Origin of the sequence: Proteiniclasticum aestuarii (genome assembly GCF_017368455.1) — a bacterium.
Classification (GTDB): domain Bacteria; phylum Bacillota; class Clostridia; order Clostridiales; family Clostridiaceae; genus Proteiniclasticum; species Proteiniclasticum aestuarii.
Map to the genome: position 1 here is coordinate 260,335 of NZ_JAFNJU010000002.1, position 18,634 is coordinate 278,968.

The 18,634-nt window shown below is 47.7% G+C and carries 20 protein-coding genes and 1 other RNA gene; all 21 read right to left on the reverse strand.

Features of this window, described 5'->3' with window-relative positions:
- Nucleotides 1–102: 102 nt before the first annotated feature.
- On the reverse strand, nucleotides 103–1,116 hold the full coding sequence (locus J3A84_RS03935; protein ID WP_207598710.1) for a sensor histidine kinase: 1,014 nt from the start codon (nucleotides 1,114–1,116) through the stop codon (nucleotides 103–105).
- A gap of 1 nt (nucleotide 1,117) precedes the next feature.
- A complete protein-coding gene (locus tag J3A84_RS03940; protein ID WP_207598711.1) occupies nucleotides 1,118–1,789 on the reverse strand; it encodes a response regulator transcription factor in 672 nt (223 codons plus the stop codon).
- A gap of 164 nt (nucleotides 1,790–1,953) precedes the next feature.
- Nucleotides 1,954–2,391, reverse strand: a complete 438-nt coding sequence (locus J3A84_RS03945) for a Fur family transcriptional regulator (RefSeq protein ID WP_207598712.1) — start codon at nucleotides 2,389–2,391, stop codon at nucleotides 1,954–1,956.
- Nucleotides 2,392–2,495: 104 nt separating this feature from the next.
- Nucleotides 2,496–3,425, reverse strand: a complete 930-nt coding sequence (gene hprK / locus J3A84_RS03950) for an HPr(Ser) kinase/phosphatase (RefSeq protein WP_207598713.1) — start codon at nucleotides 3,423–3,425, stop codon at nucleotides 2,496–2,498.
- Nucleotides 3,426–3,440: 15 nt separating this feature from the next.
- Complete coding sequence (locus J3A84_RS03955) at nucleotides 3,441–3,632, reverse strand: DUF896 domain-containing protein (protein ID WP_207598714.1); 192 nt, start codon at nucleotides 3,630–3,632, stop codon at nucleotides 3,441–3,443.
- A 62-nt stretch (nucleotides 3,633–3,694) separates the two neighbouring features.
- A non-coding RNA gene (gene ssrS / locus J3A84_RS03960) (6S RNA) lies at nucleotides 3,695–3,891 on the reverse strand.
- An 88-nt stretch (nucleotides 3,892–3,979) separates the two neighbouring features.
- On the reverse strand, nucleotides 3,980–4,375 hold the full coding sequence (locus J3A84_RS03965) for a hypothetical protein (protein ID WP_207598715.1): 396 nt from the start codon (nucleotides 4,373–4,375) through the stop codon (nucleotides 3,980–3,982).
- Entirely contained in the window at nucleotides 4,368–4,634 is a 267-nt protein-coding gene (locus J3A84_RS03970; protein WP_207598716.1) for a DUF1292 domain-containing protein, read from the reverse strand. Before J3A84_RS03970 ends, J3A84_RS03965 begins: the two co-directional genes overlap by 8 nt.
- Nucleotides 4,635–4,824: 190 nt before the next feature.
- Nucleotides 4,825–5,463, reverse strand: coding sequence for a V-type ATP synthase subunit D (locus J3A84_RS03975; protein WP_207598717.1), 639 nt, complete (start codon nucleotides 5,461–5,463; stop codon nucleotides 4,825–4,827).
- Nucleotides 5,464–5,465: 2 nt separating this feature from the next.
- Nucleotides 5,466–6,854, reverse strand: coding sequence for a V-type ATP synthase subunit B (locus J3A84_RS03980; protein WP_207598718.1), 1,389 nt, complete (start codon nucleotides 6,852–6,854; stop codon nucleotides 5,466–5,468).
- Nucleotides 6,847–8,610, reverse strand: coding sequence for a V-type ATP synthase subunit A (locus J3A84_RS03985; RefSeq protein WP_207598719.1), 1,764 nt, complete (start codon nucleotides 8,608–8,610; stop codon nucleotides 6,847–6,849). Before J3A84_RS03985 ends, J3A84_RS03980 begins: the two co-directional genes overlap by 8 nt.
- 13 nt (nucleotides 8,611–8,623) lie before the next feature.
- The gene (locus J3A84_RS03990; RefSeq protein ID WP_207598720.1) at nucleotides 8,624–8,932 is read right to left on the reverse strand and encodes a V-type ATP synthase subunit F; all 309 of its coding nucleotides are present in this window, start codon (nucleotides 8,930–8,932) and stop codon (nucleotides 8,624–8,626) included.
- On the reverse strand, nucleotides 8,925–9,926 hold the full coding sequence (locus J3A84_RS03995) for a V-type ATP synthase subunit C (protein WP_207598721.1): 1,002 nt from the start codon (nucleotides 9,924–9,926) through the stop codon (nucleotides 8,925–8,927). The genes J3A84_RS03990 and J3A84_RS03995 overlap by 8 nt, the downstream gene beginning before the upstream one ends.
- Nucleotides 9,927–9,936: 10 nt before the next feature.
- Nucleotides 9,937–10,491, reverse strand: coding sequence for a V-type ATP synthase subunit E (locus J3A84_RS04000; RefSeq protein ID WP_207598722.1), 555 nt, complete (start codon nucleotides 10,489–10,491; stop codon nucleotides 9,937–9,939).
- A 47-nt stretch (nucleotides 10,492–10,538) separates the two neighbouring features.
- Entirely contained in the window at nucleotides 10,539–11,018 is a 480-nt protein-coding gene (locus tag J3A84_RS04005) for a V-type ATP synthase subunit K (RefSeq protein ID WP_207598723.1), read from the reverse strand.
- A gap of 19 nt (nucleotides 11,019–11,037) precedes the next feature.
- Complete coding sequence (locus J3A84_RS04010; RefSeq protein ID WP_207598724.1) at nucleotides 11,038–12,984, reverse strand: V-type ATP synthase subunit I; 1,947 nt, start codon at nucleotides 12,982–12,984, stop codon at nucleotides 11,038–11,040.
- Nucleotides 12,971–13,297 carry a hypothetical protein gene (locus J3A84_RS04015; protein WP_207598725.1) on the reverse strand — a complete coding sequence of 109 codons (327 nt, stop codon included), beginning with the start codon at nucleotides 13,295–13,297 and terminating at the stop codon, nucleotides 12,971–12,973. Before J3A84_RS04015 ends, J3A84_RS04010 begins: the two co-directional genes overlap by 14 nt.
- Before the next feature lie 160 nt (nucleotides 13,298–13,457).
- The gene (locus J3A84_RS04020) at nucleotides 13,458–15,131 is read right to left on the reverse strand and encodes a B12-binding domain-containing radical SAM protein (protein WP_207598726.1); all 1,674 of its coding nucleotides are present in this window, start codon (nucleotides 15,129–15,131) and stop codon (nucleotides 13,458–13,460) included.
- A gap of 11 nt (nucleotides 15,132–15,142) precedes the next feature.
- Nucleotides 15,143–15,874, reverse strand: a complete 732-nt coding sequence (locus J3A84_RS04025) for a zinc dependent phospholipase C family protein (RefSeq protein ID WP_207598727.1) — start codon at nucleotides 15,872–15,874, stop codon at nucleotides 15,143–15,145.
- 146 nt (nucleotides 15,875–16,020) lie between these two features.
- The gene (locus tag J3A84_RS04030; RefSeq protein ID WP_207598728.1) at nucleotides 16,021–17,616 is read right to left on the reverse strand and encodes a putative polysaccharide biosynthesis protein; all 1,596 of its coding nucleotides are present in this window, start codon (nucleotides 17,614–17,616) and stop codon (nucleotides 16,021–16,023) included.
- Nucleotides 17,617–17,628: 12 nt separating this feature from the next.
- Nucleotides 17,629–18,594 (reverse strand): RluA family pseudouridine synthase, encoded by a 966-nt coding sequence (locus tag J3A84_RS04035; RefSeq protein ID WP_207598729.1) that lies wholly within the window; start codon nucleotides 18,592–18,594, stop codon nucleotides 17,629–17,631.
- Nucleotides 18,595–18,634: the final 40 nt, after the last annotated feature.

Below are 18,634 nucleotides of genomic sequence, written 5' to 3' on the forward strand. Positions count from 1 at the left end.
TACTCTCATGATAAGGAAGAAACCTTACAGGTTCATGACGCTAATCTTACAGAATCGTCACATTGAAAAAAGCTGAGGACCGAGTACAAAGTACCCGAATCTTCAGCTCTCGGCTCTTCCCTTATAGAAGCGGATGGTGAATCCTGCTCCACCTGAAGGCCTGTTCTCCGCCTTCAGGGTTCCGCCCTGCTGGGTGATGATCATTCTTGAAAGGGCCAGTCCGATGCCCACACTGGTCTGACCGGATGACTTTCCTTTATAGAACCGCTCAAAGAGATGCGGAAGATCCTCCTTATGGATGCCAGGGCCATTGTCCTCAATGACGATCTCCGTGAAGAGCACATTCTCCGACACCGAAATGGTCAAGGTGCCGCCCACCGGCGTGTGCTCCATACAGTTTTTCAGGATGTTCAGAAGCGCTTCGGCGCTCCAGTTGAGATCGCCGAAGTAGCTTTCCTCCCCTTCCTGCCTGATGACAAGCGCCTGGTCCTTTACGTCCATGGCAATGGCCAGGGGCTCCACCGCTCTTTGAAGGAGCGTTCTCACATGAACCTTCTCCCTCATCATCTTCGCCGTATTGGCATCGAGCTTCGCCATTTTCAGAAGAGCACTGATGAGCCAGTCAATCTGATCAAGCAGCTTCATCTGTTCCTTCACAAGAGATTTTCTTCTTCCGGTTTCCAGCCGCTCCTCCAGAAGCAGATCGCAGGTGAGATTCAGCGCCGTGAGCGGCGTACGGATCTGATGAGAGATATCCGCAAGAGACTCCGACAGATAGATCTTCTCATTCAGAAGCGCCCCCTGCTGCTCTTCCATCTTCTTGTTCATCTTGTGAATCTGGGTTCTCAGAATGGAAAGCTCTCCTTCCTCGTAAGCGGATATGGGCGAAAAACGTTCCTTGTGGAGCACATCCTCCATCTCCTCCGTCAGTCTCGCGATGTTTCTGTAGCGCCGGAAGGTGAAGAAGAGATTCGCCGCAATGAGCAGGCTTGAAACCAGCATCAGAAGATATCCTGTTTCTCTCCCGCTTCTGAAACCGATGAAGATCATGAGGGCAGAAAAGAGAAGCTCCAGGAGAAGCATTCTTCTGACCTCGGGATTCCGTAAAAATTTCATCTCAATCACCAACCTTGTAGCCTAGACCACGGACGGTCTTGATGATGGTCGGATGCTGCGGGTCATTCTCGATTTTGTCTCTCAGGCGCTTGATGTAGACCGTCAGGGTATTGTCATTGACAAAATCCCCCGCGATGTCCCAGATTTCCTCCAGAAGCTTCGCTCTGGAGAGCACCATGCCACGATGATTCATAAACACCAAAAGCAGCCGATATTCCAGTGCGGAAAGAAAGATCTCCTCTCCGTTTTTCCGTACGGCCGCCTTTTCAGGGTCCACCAGAAGGTTTGCGATCTCCATGGTGGTCTGCTGCCTTCCTGTTCTTCGAAGGACATTTCTGATTCTTGAAATCAGCTCTCTGGGCCGGAACGGTTTCTTCACATAATCGTCCGCGCCCATATCAAAGCCCGCCACTACGCTGTATTCGTCCCCTGAAGCCGTGAGAAAGATCACAGGGGTATCATCCTTCTCCTTGATGGCGCGGCACACTGCGAAGCCGTTACCCTCTCCTAAAGAGATGTCAAGAAGACACAGGTCGTATTTCTCTTTTTCCATGCGCTCCAGGGCAATCTGCTGTCCGGATGCGGTATCCACAGAAAAGCCTTCTCTTTTTAATATATCCACAAGATTCGTCACAATGGCCGGGTCATCTTCCACAAGCAGAATTCTATGCATCACTACCTCCATAACCTGAACTTCTTTCCTACTTCCTCTTTCTTTCACTTTACCATATTTCCCTGAAAAACATTCTGAAGAACTTCTTATTATCACCAATCAGACTTCACAGTCAAAAAAAGAAGCAGAATCTCTTCTGCTTCAGTACCTGCTATGTTTCATCCTCAGATGGCCTTTTCTTCCTGTGCCTTTTCCTGACATTCTCTGCAGACGCCATGGAAATTATAGACTTCACTGTCCACTCTGAATCCCGCCAGATCGTCTGACAGTTCTTCCACATTGACTTTGATGTTCACATCAAAGATCTTTCCGCATACATCGCATTTGAAATGCCCATGTTCCTTTGGATTGAACACGTCATATCTTGCTTCATTGGTATCAATGGGCAGTATTTCTATGAGTTTATGCTCCAGAAACAGGTTCATCGTATTGTATACGGTGGCCTTGCTTAACGTCGGAATCTCATTGATCAGTGCTTCATATATATCATTCACAGATGGATGATTATGATTGTTCATCATATACTCGAAAATTCTCTTTCGCTGATAGGATGGTTTTACGCCTTTGTCTCTGAGGTAAACATCAATATTATTCACTACCATATTTTTCACCTCTAATTATAATGATTTTAATTTAGTTTAATTATAAAGTAAAATCAGCACAATATCAAGTGCAATGAAGAATGGTTCTCAGGAATCCGCCTTGATCAGTCCAGCTGCTCGCTGCTGTTTCTCGCACTGACTTCCCGCATTCTTTCATCGATGACTTCCGCCGGGGATACCTTGGAAATTCTGGAGTAGCGGAAATTCGCCGCTGCCGCTTCGATGATGATGGAGATGTTTCTTCCGCTTCTCACCGTTACTACAAGCTTCTTCACCTTGACGCCGAGGATTTCCTCGAATTCATCCATGCCCAGGCGATCGTAATCTCCGTCGTCTCTCCAGTGTTCCAGATGAATGATGAAATCGATCCGCTTGTTCGGGATCATGGTGGACAGTCCGTAGAGAGCCGATACGTCTATTATGCCAAGGCCTCTCACCTCCATCATGCCGAAGGTGATTTCAGGGCATCTGCCTCGAAGCACCCCATCCACAGCTCGGATATCCACTGCATCATCCGCCACCAGTCTGTGTCCTCTCTTCAGAAGCTCCAGCGTCGCTTCGCTCTTACCGATGCCGCTGACTCCAGTGATGAACACACCCATGCCGTAGATGTCCACAAGGGTTCCATGAAGCCTTGTTTCCGGTGCGATCTCATTGGACAGATACATGGTCAGCCTGGAAATGAAGATGGTGGAGGAAAGATCCGTGCGGAGAATCCACTTCTTGTTCCTTCTGGCAGCGTCCATGAGCTCTTCATGGGGCTCCAGACCTCTGGTCATGATGACGCAGGGAATGTCATAGGACATGAATTTCTCCACTCTCTTCTCCCTGAGGGCAGGAATGAGCTCATCCAGAAAGCTCCATTCACCCATACCGATGACCTGCACCCGTTCTCTGGAAAAATAGTTGTAGAAACCTGCCAGCTGAAGTCCTGGCCTGTTGATATCATTGATCATTATTTCACTGTTGATGGCACCTTCATTGAGCACTTCCAGTTCGAAGTCCTTGATGAGGTTTCTCACTTTCACTGACATGGTTCTTCCTCCGTTCTATTTCTTATTTCCCTTATATTCCACGCCGGACAGGTTTCCCCGAACACTTTGGCGTATTCTTCGTAAGTATTCTTCTCTGTATCTTGCGCGTTCCTTAGCTTCTTCTTCCGTCAGATCTCTTTCTCTGGAGATCCTGGTGAATTCATTGATCTTCGCCACAAGTTCATCATGTGGGATCTTATCCATCATTTTTCATACCTCCGTATACATGAAAATTGCTCTGCTGGGAAGCAGAGCAATCATAATCATTTAAGTTTCCCGACATGCCGTTCACCTATGGATCCATACCTGCCTCAGCAGGTGGGTTCGCCTCAAGAAAATTCTTTATCTTCTAATGTCCCTAGGAAAAGGTAGCTACCTTTATAGCCTGATATCATTTTCTCTGTTAGCAATCCCGGATTAGTTATGTAGGTTGAATATATAGGCTACACGTACATTTCAGGATCTTATTTAAGTATATTATAACACAAATCTCGTATTTTTCAACACGGGCTCTTTTGAATATTCCCAATATTCCGTGAACTTATCGGTGGTTTCTACATTTCCAGTTCATCCAGAATGTCTTCCAGATCGCTGTCCAGGTCTCCCTTGGAGAACAGCATCGCCACCTGGATGCTATCCATTTCATCGGCTTCCAGCTCATAGGTCAGGTACTGTGCATCAATGCCTTCCTCTTCGATGAGCTCCTCCATGATTTCGCCCAGATTGTCCACTGCCAGGTCCACCAGATAGTTTGTCAGGTATTCATTGTAGACGGCTTCCTCGTCTCCCTCTTCCACCTGATTCTTTGCATAGGCCTGTGCCGCTTCCATCTCGTCTTCATCAAAATCATAATAAGCCGTAGCGACCAGCAGTCCCTCTTCCTCTCTTAGGATATCAAGATCCGATAATCCATTATTTTCCAGATATTCCATGATACTGTCTTTATTCATCTTTTCCACCCTCACTGTATAACAGATTTTTATATTCCTTCTTCACACGCATGAACTCCTCATCATTCTCGATGGCATTGAGTTCTTCGTTTCCTTCCTTGTCCACATCTACACGATACACATACTCATCCCCGGCTTCTTCCTCCAGTGGTGCAAGTATGAGATACTTCTGTTTTTCAAGATATATTTCCGCAACGGCTTCCAGTTCTACAACATTTCCGTCTTCGTCCTTGAACTTCAGGATATTTTTATCTTCCAATTCTATCAACTCCTATCACACTTAGATGATATCATTAAGACAAGCCACTATTCAAGAAATATTTAACCCGCTGACCAAACATTATGAAGGTGATACTGCGATTTTTTCGAATTCAGAGTCCTTTCTTCACTTCCGGCAAAAAGAGATCAGAGCGGACTTCCACTCTGATCTCTTCATTGTATCTCTTTCTCTAGGCTTTCTGAATCAGTTCTTTTACCTTCATGAGCCTTGTGATGGTACCTCTTTCATTTTCATCCAGTTTCATGCGGATGAACTTGATGGTCTCCTGAAGCTCAGGGATCGTTCTGTATTCCAGCGCGTTGACCCTTCTTCTGGTTTTTTCGATTTCATCAGCCATAAGCTGACAGGATTTTTCCACTTCCGCCAGATCCAGAAGCTGCGGCATGATGGCGTAAAGTCTTGAGATGGCATCGTCAAGCTCTGATGAGGTCTGTGCATATCCGTAGGGATAGATGCTTCCAGGGTCCTCAGCCAGTTTTCTGACGAAGTTCATCACAGGAACATTTACACTCATGACATTCTTCTTTCTGATGTCCACCGTGATCTCTTCCTTGGGAAGAGCCACCGCTTCTTCCAGAAATTCCGGACTCATGATGGCGGAGGAGACGAGAAATTCCTTGAACACTTCGATCAGTTCCTTCTCCACGTTCTCACGCAGGGTCTTGTTTCTTCTGATCATTTCAATGAAACGTCTCATCAGTTCATCCTGTTTGTCCTTCAGGAGCTTATGCCCTCTAGTTGCGGTAACCAGTCTTGCCTTCAGTTTGGTTAATTCCATACGAGTTGGATTAACATTTAGAACAGCCATGGTTACTCAACTCCTTCGGGTTCCTTAGGGATGTATTTGTCGATGTATTCGTCTCTGATTCTCTTCAGCTCGTTTCTTGGCAGGATCTTCAGAAGCTCCCAGCCCAGGTCCAGTGTATCGGTGATTTCTCTGTTGGTCTCATAGCCCTGATTGACATATCTCTTTTCAAAGGCTTCTGCGAAGTCCGCAAAGGCTTTGTCTGATTCAGACAGAGCGGATTCACCAAGGATGACCGCAAGCTCCTTCGCTTCCTTACCGGTTGCGTAGGCTGCGAACAGCTGGTTCATGGTATCTGCGTGATCCTCTCTTGTCTTGTCACGGCCGATACCCTTATCCTTCAGTCTGGACAGGGATGGCAGCACATCAATAGGTGGCTCGATTCCTCTCTTGTAGAGGTCTCTGGAAAGGATGATCTGCCCCTCTGTGATATACCCTGTAAGGTCAGGAATCGGATGCGTCTTGTCATCCTCAGGCATGGTCAGGATCGGAATCTGTGTAATGGAGCCGCCCCTTCCCTTGATTCTTCCCGCTCTTTCGTACAGGGTGGAAAGGTCAGTATAGAGGTATCCTGGATATCCACGTCTACCCGGTACTTCCTTTCTCGCTGCAGAGGTCTCACGAAGCGCTTCCGCATAGTTTGTCAGGTCTGTGAGAATAACCAGCACGTGCATACCCTTCTCGAAGGCAAGGTATTCGGCACAGGTCAGCGCCATTCTAGGTGTCGCGATTCTTTCGATGGCAGGGTCATTGGCCAGGTTCATGAACAGAACCGCACGGTCGATGGCGCCTGTCTTCTTGAAGTCGTCGATGAAGAACTGCGCTTCTTCAAAAGTGATACCGATGGCTCCGAAAACAACCGCAAACTTATCTCCCTTTCCAAGGACCCTCGCCTGTCTTGCAATCTGCGCTGCAAGGTCGGCATGGGGAAGACCTGAACCGGAGAAGATCGGAAGCTTCTGACCACGTACCAGGGTGTTCAGTCCGTCGATGGCTGAAACACCGGTCTGAATGAATTCGGACGGATAGTCTCTTGCTACGGGGTTGATGGGCACACCGTTGATGTCCAGTCTCTGATCCGGAATGATTTCAGGTCCGCCGTCTTTCGGTCTTCCCAGACCATCGAAGATTCGACCGATCATGCTTTCCGCAACACCCAGTTCAAGAGGTTTTCCAAGGAATCTTACTTTGGTCCCTTTCAGGTTGATTCCAGTGGAACCTTCGAAGAGCTGAATCATGGCTTTGTCGCCATCGATTTCAAGCACTCTTCCTCTTCTTTTTTCTCCGGTCTGGATTTCGATCTCCACGAGTTCCTCGTACTTGACGCCTTCCACACCTTCCACGACCATAAGAGGTCCTACAACTTCGGTTACTGTCCTGTATTCTTTAAGCATTCAGGATCCCTCCTTCTGCGATGAGATCGTCCATGATCTTCGTAAGTTCAGTCTTGATGTCTGCGATCTTGCCGATGTCGGACTCATCAAGATATTTTGCTCTGGCGATCTTGTCTCTGATTTCCAGATTGATCAGATCACTGAGATAGATGCCGTTTTTGAGGGCTCTCAGACCTTCATCATAGAAGTGAAGCACAAGGTCCAGCATGAGATTCTGCTTGTCCAGGGATGCATAGGTATCCACTTCGTGGAACGCATTCTGCTGCAGGAAGTCTTCTCGGATGGACTTGGATGCTTCCAGCTTCAGCTGGTCGGTCTCTGAAAGAGAGTCACGTCCTACAAGTCTTACGATTTCCTGCAGGGAGGACTCTTCCTGCAGAAGGCTCATGGCCTTGATACGATTGTCTGCAAAGTTTTCATGCACATTCTGGTTCATCCATCCGTCTACCTTGGACTGGTACAGGGAATAGGAGTTCATCCAGTTGATGGCTGGGAAATGTCTTCTGTAAGCAAGGCTTGCATCCAGTCCCCAGAACACTTTGACGATTCGAAGAGTCGCCTGGGATACCGGCTCCGAAATATCTCCTCCTGGAGGGGATACGGCACCGATGATGGTCAGGGCACCGATACGGTTGTCACTGCCATAGCAGTTGACCTTACCGGCTCTTTCATAGAACTCGGCCGCTCTGGATCCAAGATACGCAGGATACCCTTCATCACCAGGCATTTCTTCCAGTCTACCAGACATCTCTCTCAGCGCTTCCGCCCATCTGGATGTGGAGTCTGCCATGATGGCTACGCTGTAGCCCATGTCTCTGAAGTATTCCGCGATGGTGATTCCTGTATAGATGGAAGCCTCTCTGGCTGCCACCGGCATGTTGGATGTATTGGCGATCAGAACGGTTCTCTTCATGAGAGACTCACCGGTCTTCGGGTCTTTGATTTCGGGGAACTCGAGAAGAACGTCCGTCATCTCGTTTCCACGCTCACCGCAGCCTACATAGACCACGATTTCAGAATCCGCCCACTTGGCCAGCTGATGCTGAACAACGGTCTTACCGGATCCGAAGGGTCCTGGAACCGCAGCGGTTCCTCCCTTGGTGATGGGGAAGAAGGTATCGATGACTCGCTGCCCTGTAACAAGAGGCTCGTCAGGATTGATTTTGCTTTCATATCCTCTCTGCTTTCTTACAGGCCACTTCTGCATCATCATGAGTTCTTCGCCGGATTCCAGTACGCATACGGTATCCACAACGGTGAACTCTCCTTCTCTGATTTCCTTTACTGTGCCTGAGATTCCTGCAGGCACCATGATCTTGTGCAGCACAACGGTGGTTTCCTGGACAGTTCCGATGACATCCCCCTGGGATACTTCATCGCCGACCTTCACCGTTGGTGTGAATTTCCATAACTTTTCTCGGTTCAGGGATGGTACAACCACTCCTTTTTCAAGAAAATCTCCCACCAGTTCCATAATTGCATTCAGAGGTCTCTGTATTCCGTCGAACATGGACTCGATGAGTCCAGGTCCCAGTTCCACGGAAAGAGGTTCTCCTGTTGTATATACAGGCTCGCCAGGTCCGATTCCAGTGGTTTCTTCATAAACCTGGATGGATGCCCTGTCGCCTCTCATTTCGATTATTTCACCAATGAGCTTTCTATCTGAAACTTGAACCACGTCATAGACGTTGGCTTCATCCATACCCTCTGCAACAACAAGGGGGCCGGACACTTTGATTATTTTTCCGACTTTCATTAGAGCGCTCCTTCTATAATATATTTGAACCTACAGCTTTTTCCACATTCTCGTTGATTCTGTCCAGACCGATATTCAGGCTTCCCTGATTGCTTGGAATCAGGATCACCGCAGGAACGATTTCCTTGTTATATCGTTCAATGGACTCCGGAATGAGCACAGCTGACTGTTCAGTGATAAACACTACTCCATATTTCTTCATGGCCAGAGTATCCAGGGTTTTTCTGGTCTCCTCGGGTCCAACCACAGGGAATACATCGATGCCCAGTGCCTTGAAAGGCAGTATGGAATCCTTGTCCCCGATTACTCCTATCTTATACATATAAATCACGCAACCTTTCCCTGATGACTTCTGGAGAAAGCTTATTGATCTTTGAAATCATGATGATTCTCAATGCCTTGATTTCAGCTTCCTTGGCATGCAGGTAGGAAAACAGCGGTTCTGGTCCAAAGACAATATTTCTCGAAGGTTCATTGATCTCCATGAGTCTATTGTCGATGATTTTCTCAAAATCACTCAGCCTACCGGTTCTTCGAAATGCCTCCAGTCCCTCTGTCAGCGGTTTCCCGATATCTTCCTTTCGGAATTTATCCAGAATGCCGTCCAGTGTGTCGTTGATGGAATATAGAATCTTGTCTCTGTCTATGGCTCCTCCATCCAGAAGAACCTCTTCCAGGAATTTCATTTCCTTATCCATTTTCTTGACACGAATCAGCGTCTTCATATTGGTGAAGTCCACCTGATTCTTCACGAACTCCTGAAACATCGGAATGTCCGTCTCATCAGCCAGTGCACGGAGGTGTCTGTAGTAATGACGATCCAAAACGATGTCGATCATCTGAGGATCGCCGCTCTTCTCGTATTCTTCTACAGTCTCCTTTAGCGCTTCTCCGATTCTCCTGTCAAGGTCCGAGAAGTCCTCCTGGGACATGGCCGCCTTAAGCTTCGTCAGGTCTTCTGTTCCATAGGGAACATAAAGAGCAGACAGGCTCTTTCCCAGAACGCGCTCTTTCACGAGCACCTTCAGGTTGTGGTAATCATACTTGAGAGACAGAAGCTTTGTTATGATCTTTTCACCAGTGAGCTCATCCATGAGCTTGTATACTCTTCTGAGCTCTGCTGAAAGAATGTTCTCATAATCTTCAGGTCGTGCCACATTACTTAGATGCTGCTGGTATTCCGTTTCCCCAAGGATTCTGAACACTTCGTCCATGTCCTTGGCATCCACCATTCTTTCCAGTCTTGCGCGAGATAGGAGCCTTTTTTCAAGAACTTTTATTCTGATGACAGCTTGGGAAAAATCCATTCTGTTCATGAAATCCCTCCTATTCCTTAAATAATGCGTCTGCTACATCTTTGACCAGCTCATCGCGGTAGAAGTCGACCATGTCATTGAAATTGTAGTTCAATGAGATCTTGTCGTCTTTCACCTGGAAGCCGGATTCCACGGACTCCTCAGAAATTTCGTATCCCAGACCCAGTGCCTTGAGATCGTCTCTGTATTCCTTCTTCACCAGAAGGGTTTCCGTACCCTTCAGGTTCAGAGAAGATAAAGTCGTTTTCACATATTCTATATACTGATCCTTTGGCAGTTCGCCAAGTCTCTTCTTTGCTTCTTCAAAAACCTTGTCGATGATTCTCTGCTTACTGCTTAAAACCTCATTACGGCTGTTGACTTCTGCATTGGAAATCATTCTTTCCTTCAGGAGATTCGCATCGAATGCCGCTTTCTCAAGCATCTTCGCCTTCTTCTCCTCAGCTTCTTTGACCTTCCTTGAAACAGTATCCTTGCTGAAAGCTTCTGCTTCTCCGATCTGTCTCTGAGCCTTGATCTTGGCTTCTTCCAGAATCTTATCTGTTAGATTTCCCAGATTGGACATTTACTCACTTCCTTTATCGTCGTTTGCTCAAAAAATTCTCTGACTTCTTAGAAACCACCTGAAGAAAGTAGAATCAGTGACATAACGAAGGCAAGAAGCGCATAGGTCTCAACCATAACAGAGTAGATGATACCCTTTGTGGACTGTTCTTCATTCTTTGCAAGGATTGCAACACCCGCTGCAGCGACCTTGGCCTGGAACATTGCGGAGTAAAGTCCGACAAGAGCGATGGGCAGACACGCGAACAGGATGTATAATCCCTGCTGCATGGACATATCCACTGTAAGGGAACCCAGTGACATCAGACCGATAACGAATCCGTACAGACCCTGTGTACCTGGAAGCAGCTGAAGAACCAGGGACTTACCGAACTTTTCCGGTTCTTCGATGATGAGTCCTGATGCGGCCTCACCGACAATCCCAACACCCTTTGCTGATCCGATTCCTGAAAGAAGTACCGCCAGTGCGATACCGAGTACCGCGAAAACTATTCCGCCATTTTCAACTAAAGCTTGTCCAAAATTCATTTAAATTTCCTCCTAAATTTTATTCCACGTTGATGTATTTTGATTTATTTCTAAATAATTTAAATGCCTTTCCTCCGCCTTCATAGAACTTACCGAAAAATTCCACGTAGGTCAGTCTTGAAGTATGCACGTATGCGCTCAAGGCAGAAAGGAACAGATTGAATAACTGACCGAATACGAAGATGATGATCCCCGGAAGAATTCCGATGGGTCCCATGTCAAAAAGCATGTTCATGATCATATTCATGGCCACAGCGATGAATCCGCCTGAAAGCCCTAAAGCCATCAGTCTTGAGTAGGATACAAAGTCTCCGATATATCCGGATATGCCGTAGAGGGAGTAGAAACCGCCAGCAAGCTTACCGCCTACGGACTTGTTCTCTCTTCCTCCGGTTAAAACGATGCCCACCATACCGATGATCATGACCCACATGGATATGGGCTGCACCACATCAGGTACGGGCACGAATCCTGCTGCCAGGAATCCGATGGCGCCCATGAGTGCCATATACCAGAATCCCACATCAAAGAGCGCATCCAGCGGCTTTCCTTCTCGGAAGGAGAGGTACGCCTTGATGGCCAGTGCATAGAACAGATGGATTCCACCGAATATGATGGAGATCACAAGAAGCTCCGTATACTGTTCCATGGGTGCGATCAGGGACGGCAGTGTGATCAGGTCTCCGAAGAAGGATCCGTAGATCAGTCCCCATGCGATGACACTGAAGCTTAAATAGAACAGGAACTTCACGAAAAGCTTCGTTCCCTTGTCCAGATTGAAGAATTTCAGCGCCACACCTGTGATGGCCAGAAGGATGATTCCATAGGCCAGATCCGCAACCATCATGCCGAAAAAGGCAAAATAGAATGGCGCAAGATAAGGAGTCGGATCCACACTGTTGTAAGTAGGCAGCGCATACATGGTGGTGAGACTCTCGAAGGTCTCACTGAAGCTTCCATTCTTCAGAAGAATGGGCACTTCCTTGTCTGTATCCACCGCATCTTCGATTTCCAGATAAAAGGCATTGTCCTGTGCGCCTTCCACCGCTTTTCGAAACTGCACCGCTTTCTCTGTAGGTACATAACCTGATATGACATTGACATTTTCCGTCTTCAGGAAATTGGATTCCGCTGCAAATCTGAGTTTCTTGTTCAGAAGATACTCATAGACCTCTTCAAACTGAGGCAGATGATTCGCCATGGATTTGATTTCCGATTTCACTTCAGCCTTTTCACTCTTCATTCTGCTGAGCTCGACTCTGATCTTCTCCATCTCCGAAGTGGGTGTCCCCTCTGTGGGAATGGACAGACTGGTGTAGCTGTTGTTTCTCAGTATTTCGTTGAACTCTTCTCTTTCCGTGGAAGAGGTGATTCCTAAAATATATGCTTCATCCTTACCTTCGCTTAACACTTCGAAATGGGTCTCTTTAAGAGGCTCCAGATCGCTCTTCAGCTTTTCCATGAGCTTTTTAGGAACGGTGCCTGTAAAGACTTCACTGAAGGTGAAATCTCTCAAGGACTTGACTTCGTAGTCCAGTTTTTTCCAAGGCCTCAGTTCTTCAGTGAGGGCCTTGAGCTTCATTTCTTCCTGACTTAGATGGTCAATCTTTCCAGTAAGGGCTCTGAACTTTGAAATGATGGGATCATAATCAAATTCAGCCACCTTGTCTTCCAGTTCCTGGAAGGTAAAGCTGTCCTTACCCTTAATCATTGCCTTTATTCCTGATTCTCTCTGGTCATACTGTTTCAGAAGGTCCAGCGCATATTTCACGCTCTGGATCTCTTCATCGATGACCACAAGGTCTGCAGGAACTTCCAAGGTTTCAAGGCCTTCTTCCGATAAGGTTTCATCAGCCTTCAGATCAGTAAAGTGAACAGATCCGAACTTCTGCAGTTCATGCAGAAGCCTGTCCCGATCCGAGTCGAAGGTAAATAAGCTGAAGCTGCTCATCTTAACGATTGCCATTTGCCTTCACAATCCTCTCTACTATAATATTTACTGCATCTCCAAGATCATTGACATCAAGAGACTCCAGTTTTGCTGCCTGGGACTTTCCTTCCTGAAGAATCGGTTGCGCAAGGGTTTCCCCTTCCTGTATCGCCTTTTCCTTCAGCGCCTGAGACTCTTTCTGTCCCCTGGCCATGATTTCCTTGAATTTCGTTTCGGCGAGCATTTCCGCATCACGCCTGATATCTCTCGCCTTCTGACTTGCCTCTGCTGTAAGATCCCGTGCTTTCTGCTCCGCTTCTCTTACTTTATCCAATGCTTCTTTTGCCATCCTATCACCCCCGTTCCTATTTTGCTGTGCATTATGCAAAACGTTACCATACTGTATAATTTTACCATGGTATCCTTAAAACCGCTATGAAAAAGGAATGTGTATTCTTTATCATTTAAAGGGTTAAATAATACCACATAGATTATAGTTTACGCTAATTTCACACTGATATCAACTGATTCTTGATAATTTCTCCACTTTTCTCATCATAAACCACCGGAGTATCAGCCATGAACACTTCTCCCGAGGTAAGATATCTCAATACATCCATACTGAACATTTCCACATGGACCTTCCTGCCCAGCTCCTTGGAGAGCCTGCTTCTGAGTGTCCTGTCATCGGGGTAGCTTCTCTTAAGAAACGCCGGCACGAACTGCTTCTTGTTCCCGGAAAGCCAGTCGTATTTCAGCAGCTCATTGAGCACCACAGTCTGTGGTTTCCGGCCCCTTTCCGTAAGATAGGCGAGAGAAAACTCGAAAAGCACCTGATACTGCTCCTTGGCACCCAGACTTCTTCCCTTATACCTCTGCTGGAGATCCTCGCCCAGTTCCTTGTAGAAGCGGTAGGGATCCTCCTCTTCCGCCAGGATATAGGTCAGGGCGGCGGAGAACCTTCCTGAATTGTAGTATTTTTCAAGGGCTTCCTCCGTGTGATGCAGACCGCGAAGATCAGAGAAGCTCATCCAGCGGGTCTTCAGCACTTCATAGGGGGCATAGGGGCTGTACACGATGCCGTATTTTTCCGCATCCCTTTCCATGGGCGTGCCTTTGATGACCTTCAGAAAACCCAGCTGAAGCATGTCAGGCTGGAGGGCATAGACATCATTGAAGCTCTGATGGAAACTCTCCGGGGTGTCGTAGGGCAGCCCTGCGATGAGGTCCATATGGTTATGGATGTTTGAAAGCTTCACCAGCTCCTCAAGCTTCTCCAGCACCTGATGAAACCCGATGAACCGGTTGATGGCGACAAGAACATCCTGCCTTGTGCTCTGAATGCCCACCTCGAACTGGATCCTGCCCGCCGGTGCGGTCTGAAGAAGGGCCACATGCTCCTTTGTGATGAGGTCCGGGGAGATTTCAAAGTGAAAAGTCACCTCGGTGTCCAGGCCGATGAGGTAGGACCAGATGGCTTCACAATCGGGATGAATGTTGAAGGTCCGGTCAATGAACTTCACCACCTTTGTGCCTGTCTGAAGGAGCTTCTCCACCCGCTCTTCCACATCTGCATAGGGAAGGAACCGAAGGTCCCTTTCCGAAGAAGACAGGCAGTAGCTGCACTGGTAGGGGCATCCTCGGGAGGCTTCTATGTAGGAAAGTTTTCCGGTGAGGTCCTCCCCTTCGTCATAGGGATAGGGAACCTGTCTCATATCCATCTTCTCCCGGTCGGGATTCAGGAAAATCTCAGCGCCTTCTCTGTAGGTCAGTCCTTTGACGCCTGAAAGATCCCTTCCATGGAAAAGAGAACCTAGAAGGTCCCCATAAGTAAGCTCCCCTTCTCCACGGATGATGTAGTCTCCAGCCATGATGGATAGGTGTTTCCTACTGTCATAGGTGACCTCAGGTCCTCCATAAAGTATTCTGATATTCTCGTCTATACGTTTGATAAGCACAGAAAGTTCCCTGACCAGATCAAAGTTCCAGATATACACCGAGAACGCCACCAGGTCAGGTTTCCTTTCCAGAATTTCTTCCAGGATCTTGTCCTTCATTTCATTGATGGAAAACTCCAGCCTCTCGGTTTCCACATCAAGGTTCGCTGAAATCTTCTCCAGATACCGGAGGCTGATGTTGGTGTGAATGTATTTGGAATTGATTGCTGCAAGTACTACTTTCATCTTCTGTTTCCTTATCTGTCTTTATAATATTTCTCATAGTAGTCCAGAAGAAGCCCTGCCGTTGTATTCTGAGCCACTTCCAGCATTTTTCTGGAGAGGGTCTCGTACATGACTTCTTTGTCTTCTATGCTTTTGTATTTCTCATAATAGAAGTTGGCCACCACTGCATTTTCACGGATGTAGTCATCCAGGGTCTCAAACCTCAGAATACCGGAATCCACCGAATAATCGATTTCCGCAAAAATCTTCTTCTTGATCCAGGTCTCATAGGATTTGTGACTGTCCAGCAGCCTGTTGTTCACATGCTGAGGCACCGTCATGTCCTGGGCCAGATGGCAGAATACGCCCAGGTAGAAGACCGATCGCTCGATGTTCCCTTTTTCAAGATACAGCAGGGATTTATGCATGTTCTTCTGCGCTTCTGTCAGGCCATCGGAGAATCCGAAGAGCCCCTTCTGCTTCTCATTATGGTAGAAGTGGTTGATGGACTTGAAGTCCTGGTCTGCCCATGTGGCCCCCTCATTCAGGGATTTGATGTGGTCTTTGTAGAACTCGGCGGCTTCAATATAGCCTTCATTCTCCAGAATCACCACCGCCTGAATGTTGATGAACCGGTGCACCATGCACGGAGTCTTGAATGCCATCTTTTTAAATGGATTGGCTGCAAGCATCATGCCCGTCAGCACTTTTCCATAGGTATTTTCAAATCTTTTCTTCTTTCTTTCTTCAAATATTCCTTCCATTGGTAAAACAACTCCTTTGAGTTCAGATCCTGTTAACGCCTGAAACTCTCTTTCCCAATTGATAATGGATTTCAATTGTCTTACTACTATTATAGGATATTTTACTTTGAAACACAAAAAACAATCCATGAAAATTCCATAAGGAGCTATTTCATTCTTCTCTGAATCCCCTTGGGTATCATGCGATAGATTCTTGGGGAGATCTCATTGAGCTCATCGCTTGTAATGCCTCCTGTGAGCAGCATGGACACGGCATAGATCCCCATGCCGATGAAGATGTTGACCATGGTCAGAATACTGCTTATGATGTAGCCTGCTTCAAGCATACCGAAGAGTTCTCCTAGAAGGAAGATCACGATACCCATGAATGCCGCTGATATCACAGGACCGAAGGCATTCTTTCCTAGCTTCACCTTGTATCCCAGCACTTTTGTAATCAGGTAATGATTGACGACGAAGGGAATGAAGAAGTTGGCCACATTGGAGACCAGCGCACCCATGATATTCACTTCCGGCATCCCCACCAGCACATAGTTGATGAGAAGTCTTGCAAGAATCCCCCCCAGCATGGTGAAGGTGCCCCAGTAGAACTTTCCGAGCCCCTGGAAAATCACCGTCTGAATCTGAATCATGCCCAGGAAGATGACGCTGATGGAACCATAGCGCAGAAGCTCCACACCGGTTTCATACTTCAGCACGTCATAGATGGGTCCGGCCAGCACCGTCATGCCCACAAAGGAAGGCACCGACACCAGAAAGACCATCTTCACCGCATAGTTGATCTTCTTTCTGATGGACTCCTCATCCCCCACCGCCTTGGCAGCGGATACTCCCGGAAGAAGCACCGAAGCCAGTGCCACCACGATGGTGTTGGGCACGAACTGCAGGCTCTTGAACTTGGCCAGCTCACTGTAGGCCGTCTTTGCGGCAGCATAGACAAGTCCCGCATCCAGCAGACGGTTGTTGATGATCAGAGAGTCGATGAATCCGCCCAGATGGATGACTCCGGCGGAGATGGTGATGGGGAAGGAGTAGGAGAGCAGTTTATTCACAAGCTCTCTGCCCGTATGATGATAGGCGTTTTCATCCTGTTCACTTCTTCTGATCTTATGCAGCCTTCCCTTGTAGAATTCCCGCATAAGCAGAAGAACAGCAAATAGTGCCCCTACGCTGGTTCCGAGGGTTCCACCAGCCACGCCATAGACCAGATCCACCCTCATGAGCAGATAGGCTCCCCCCAGAGAGACCACCACATTGATGAGCTGCTCAAGGATCTTGGACAAGGCATTGGCTGACACATATCTTCTGCCCAGGAAATATCCTCTATAGGATGATAAAATGGCGGTGATCATCACCGTAGGCGCCAGAGCTCTTATGGCAATAGTCGCCTCAGGCGTTTCCGCAGCCTGGGTGATGAAGGGGGCCAGGACAAACAGCAGGAGCCCCGCAAAAAGACCGCCTCCGATGAGAAGGGTTCTGGACAGGCGAAAAGCCCGCAGAGCATCTCTGGGGTTGTTCTGTGCATAGAGCTCTGAAATGAGCTTCGAGATTCCTCTCTGGATGCCTTCGTTGGTCAGGACATAGATCAGGGTGAACGCGTCATAGGCCACAACATAAATGCCGTGACCTACTCCGCCCAGTATTCTGATCAGAAGTGGCACATAGACCACAGACATGATTTTAACAAGGAGCTCCGCCATGGATAAATAGGCGAACCCCTTTCCTGTGGATTGCTGTTTCATAGTTTCCTCCGTCTACAGATCAAACTTGAATAAATCACTCTTGATTTTCTTCAGAAGTGGAGGAAGCTTCTCCGCCACCACCTTGTTGCCCAGATATTCCAGTTTGCCGTCGGGATTCTTGAAGGTCACCTTATAGGCATAAAGGAACTGGAAGGTCAGATGATATTTGTTGATCAGGTAGTTGTTGACTTCCTTGTCTCCGTATTTCGGGTCGCCGATGATGGGATTCCCTAGAGAAGCCAGATGGGCCCTTAACTGATGGCTTCTTCCTGTAAGCAGGTCCAGCTCCACCAGAGAGAACTGTCCTGTGCTCTCTTCCGTCTTCACGGTCATGGCGATCTCCTTCTTCCCGGGGCCGGCCGTATCGCTGACGCTGCTGAGGTTGTCATCGGTTCTCTTCTCGATGTAGGCTCTGTATTCTCCATCCTTGATTCTTCCCTTGACGATGGCCAGATAGTTCTTCACGATTCTTCCGTCTCGGATCATCTCGTTTAAAGCCTTCAGCGCTTCATAGTTCTTCCCGTAGATGACGATACCGGAGGTGTTCCGATCCAGTCGGTTCACAGGGGATGGGGAAAAGGTCTTTTCTTCCTTCGGATCGAATTCTCCTTTTCTGTATAGATAAGTCAGCACCTGATCCGTCAGGGTCGGGTCGCTTCCCTCATTGTCCTTGTGCACAAGGATGCCGGGCCACTTTTCCACCATGAGGATGTTCTCGTCTTCGAAGGTCACCTTGAATTCCGGCTCCACATCATAGACCTTGGCCTTGGCCTTGGGCGCATCAGAATAGAGATACTTGATTTCAATCACATCTCCCTCTTCCAGAAACGTCTTTTCCTTTCCTTTGGTTCCGTTGATCCGGACATCTCCTTTTCGTATGGTTTTGAAGATGGCAGACAGCGGCACGTCCTTCAGATATTTCCTCAGGAACTTGTCCAGTCTCTGACCAGCCTCGTTGGGTCCAATTTCTATTCTCATATTTATCTCCTAATCACTTCAGAATGCGCAAATGCATCGT

Coding starts and splice junctions, on each gene's coding strand:
- J3A84_RS03935 (WP_207598710.1), bottom strand. CDS start 1,116: ATGAAATTTTTACGGAATCCCGAGGTCAGAAGAATGCTTCTCCTGGAG.
- J3A84_RS03940 (WP_207598711.1), bottom strand. CDS start 1,789: ATGCATAGAATTCTGCTTGTGGAAGATGACCCGGCCATTGTGACGAAT.
- J3A84_RS03945 (WP_207598712.1), bottom strand. CDS start 2,391: ATGGTAGTGAATAATATTGATGTTTACCTCAGAGACAAAGGCGTAAAA.
- hprK (WP_207598713.1), bottom strand. CDS start 3,425: ATGTCAGTGAAAGTGAGAAACCTCATCAAGGACTTCGAACTGGAAGTG.
- J3A84_RS03955 (WP_207598714.1), bottom strand. CDS start 3,632: ATGATGGATAAGATCCCACATGATGAACTTGTGGCGAAGATCAATGAA.
- J3A84_RS03965 (WP_207598715.1), bottom strand. CDS start 4,375: ATGAATAAAGACAGTATCATGGAATATCTGGAAAATAATGGATTATCG.
- J3A84_RS03975 (WP_207598717.1), bottom strand. CDS start 5,463: ATGGCTGTTCTAAATGTTAATCCAACTCGTATGGAATTAACCAAACTG.
- J3A84_RS03980 (WP_207598718.1), bottom strand. CDS start 6,854: ATGCTTAAAGAATACAGGACAGTAACCGAAGTTGTAGGACCTCTTATG.
- J3A84_RS03985 (WP_207598719.1), bottom strand. CDS start 8,610: ATGAAAGTCGGAAAAATAATCAAAGTGTCCGGCCCCCTTGTTGTTGCA.
- J3A84_RS03990 (WP_207598720.1), bottom strand. CDS start 8,932: ATGTATAAGATAGGAGTAATCGGGGACAAGGATTCCATACTGCCTTTC.
- J3A84_RS03995 (WP_207598721.1), bottom strand. CDS start 9,926: ATGAACAGAATGGATTTTTCCCAAGCTGTCATCAGAATAAAAGTTCTT.
- J3A84_RS04000 (WP_207598722.1), bottom strand. CDS start 10,491: ATGTCCAATCTGGGAAATCTAACAGATAAGATTCTGGAAGAAGCCAAG.
- J3A84_RS04005 (WP_207598723.1), bottom strand. CDS start 11,018: ATGAATTTTGGACAAGCTTTAGTTGAAAATGGCGGAATAGTTTTCGCG.
- J3A84_RS04010 (WP_207598724.1), bottom strand. CDS start 12,984: ATGGCAATCGTTAAGATGAGCAGCTTCAGCTTATTTACCTTCGACTCG.
- J3A84_RS04015 (WP_207598725.1), bottom strand. CDS start 13,297: ATGGCAAAAGAAGCATTGGATAAAGTAAGAGAAGCGGAGCAGAAAGCA.
- J3A84_RS04020 (WP_207598726.1), bottom strand. CDS start 15,131: ATGAAAGTAGTACTTGCAGCAATCAATTCCAAATACATTCACACCAAC.
- J3A84_RS04025 (WP_207598727.1), bottom strand. CDS start 15,874: ATGGAAGGAATATTTGAAGAAAGAAAGAAGAAAAGATTTGAAAATACC.
- J3A84_RS04030 (WP_207598728.1), bottom strand. CDS start 17,616: ATGAAACAGCAATCCACAGGAAAGGGGTTCGCCTATTTATCCATGGCG.
- J3A84_RS04035 (WP_207598729.1), bottom strand. CDS start 18,594: ATGAGAATAGAAATTGGACCCAACGAGGCTGGTCAGAGACTGGACAAG.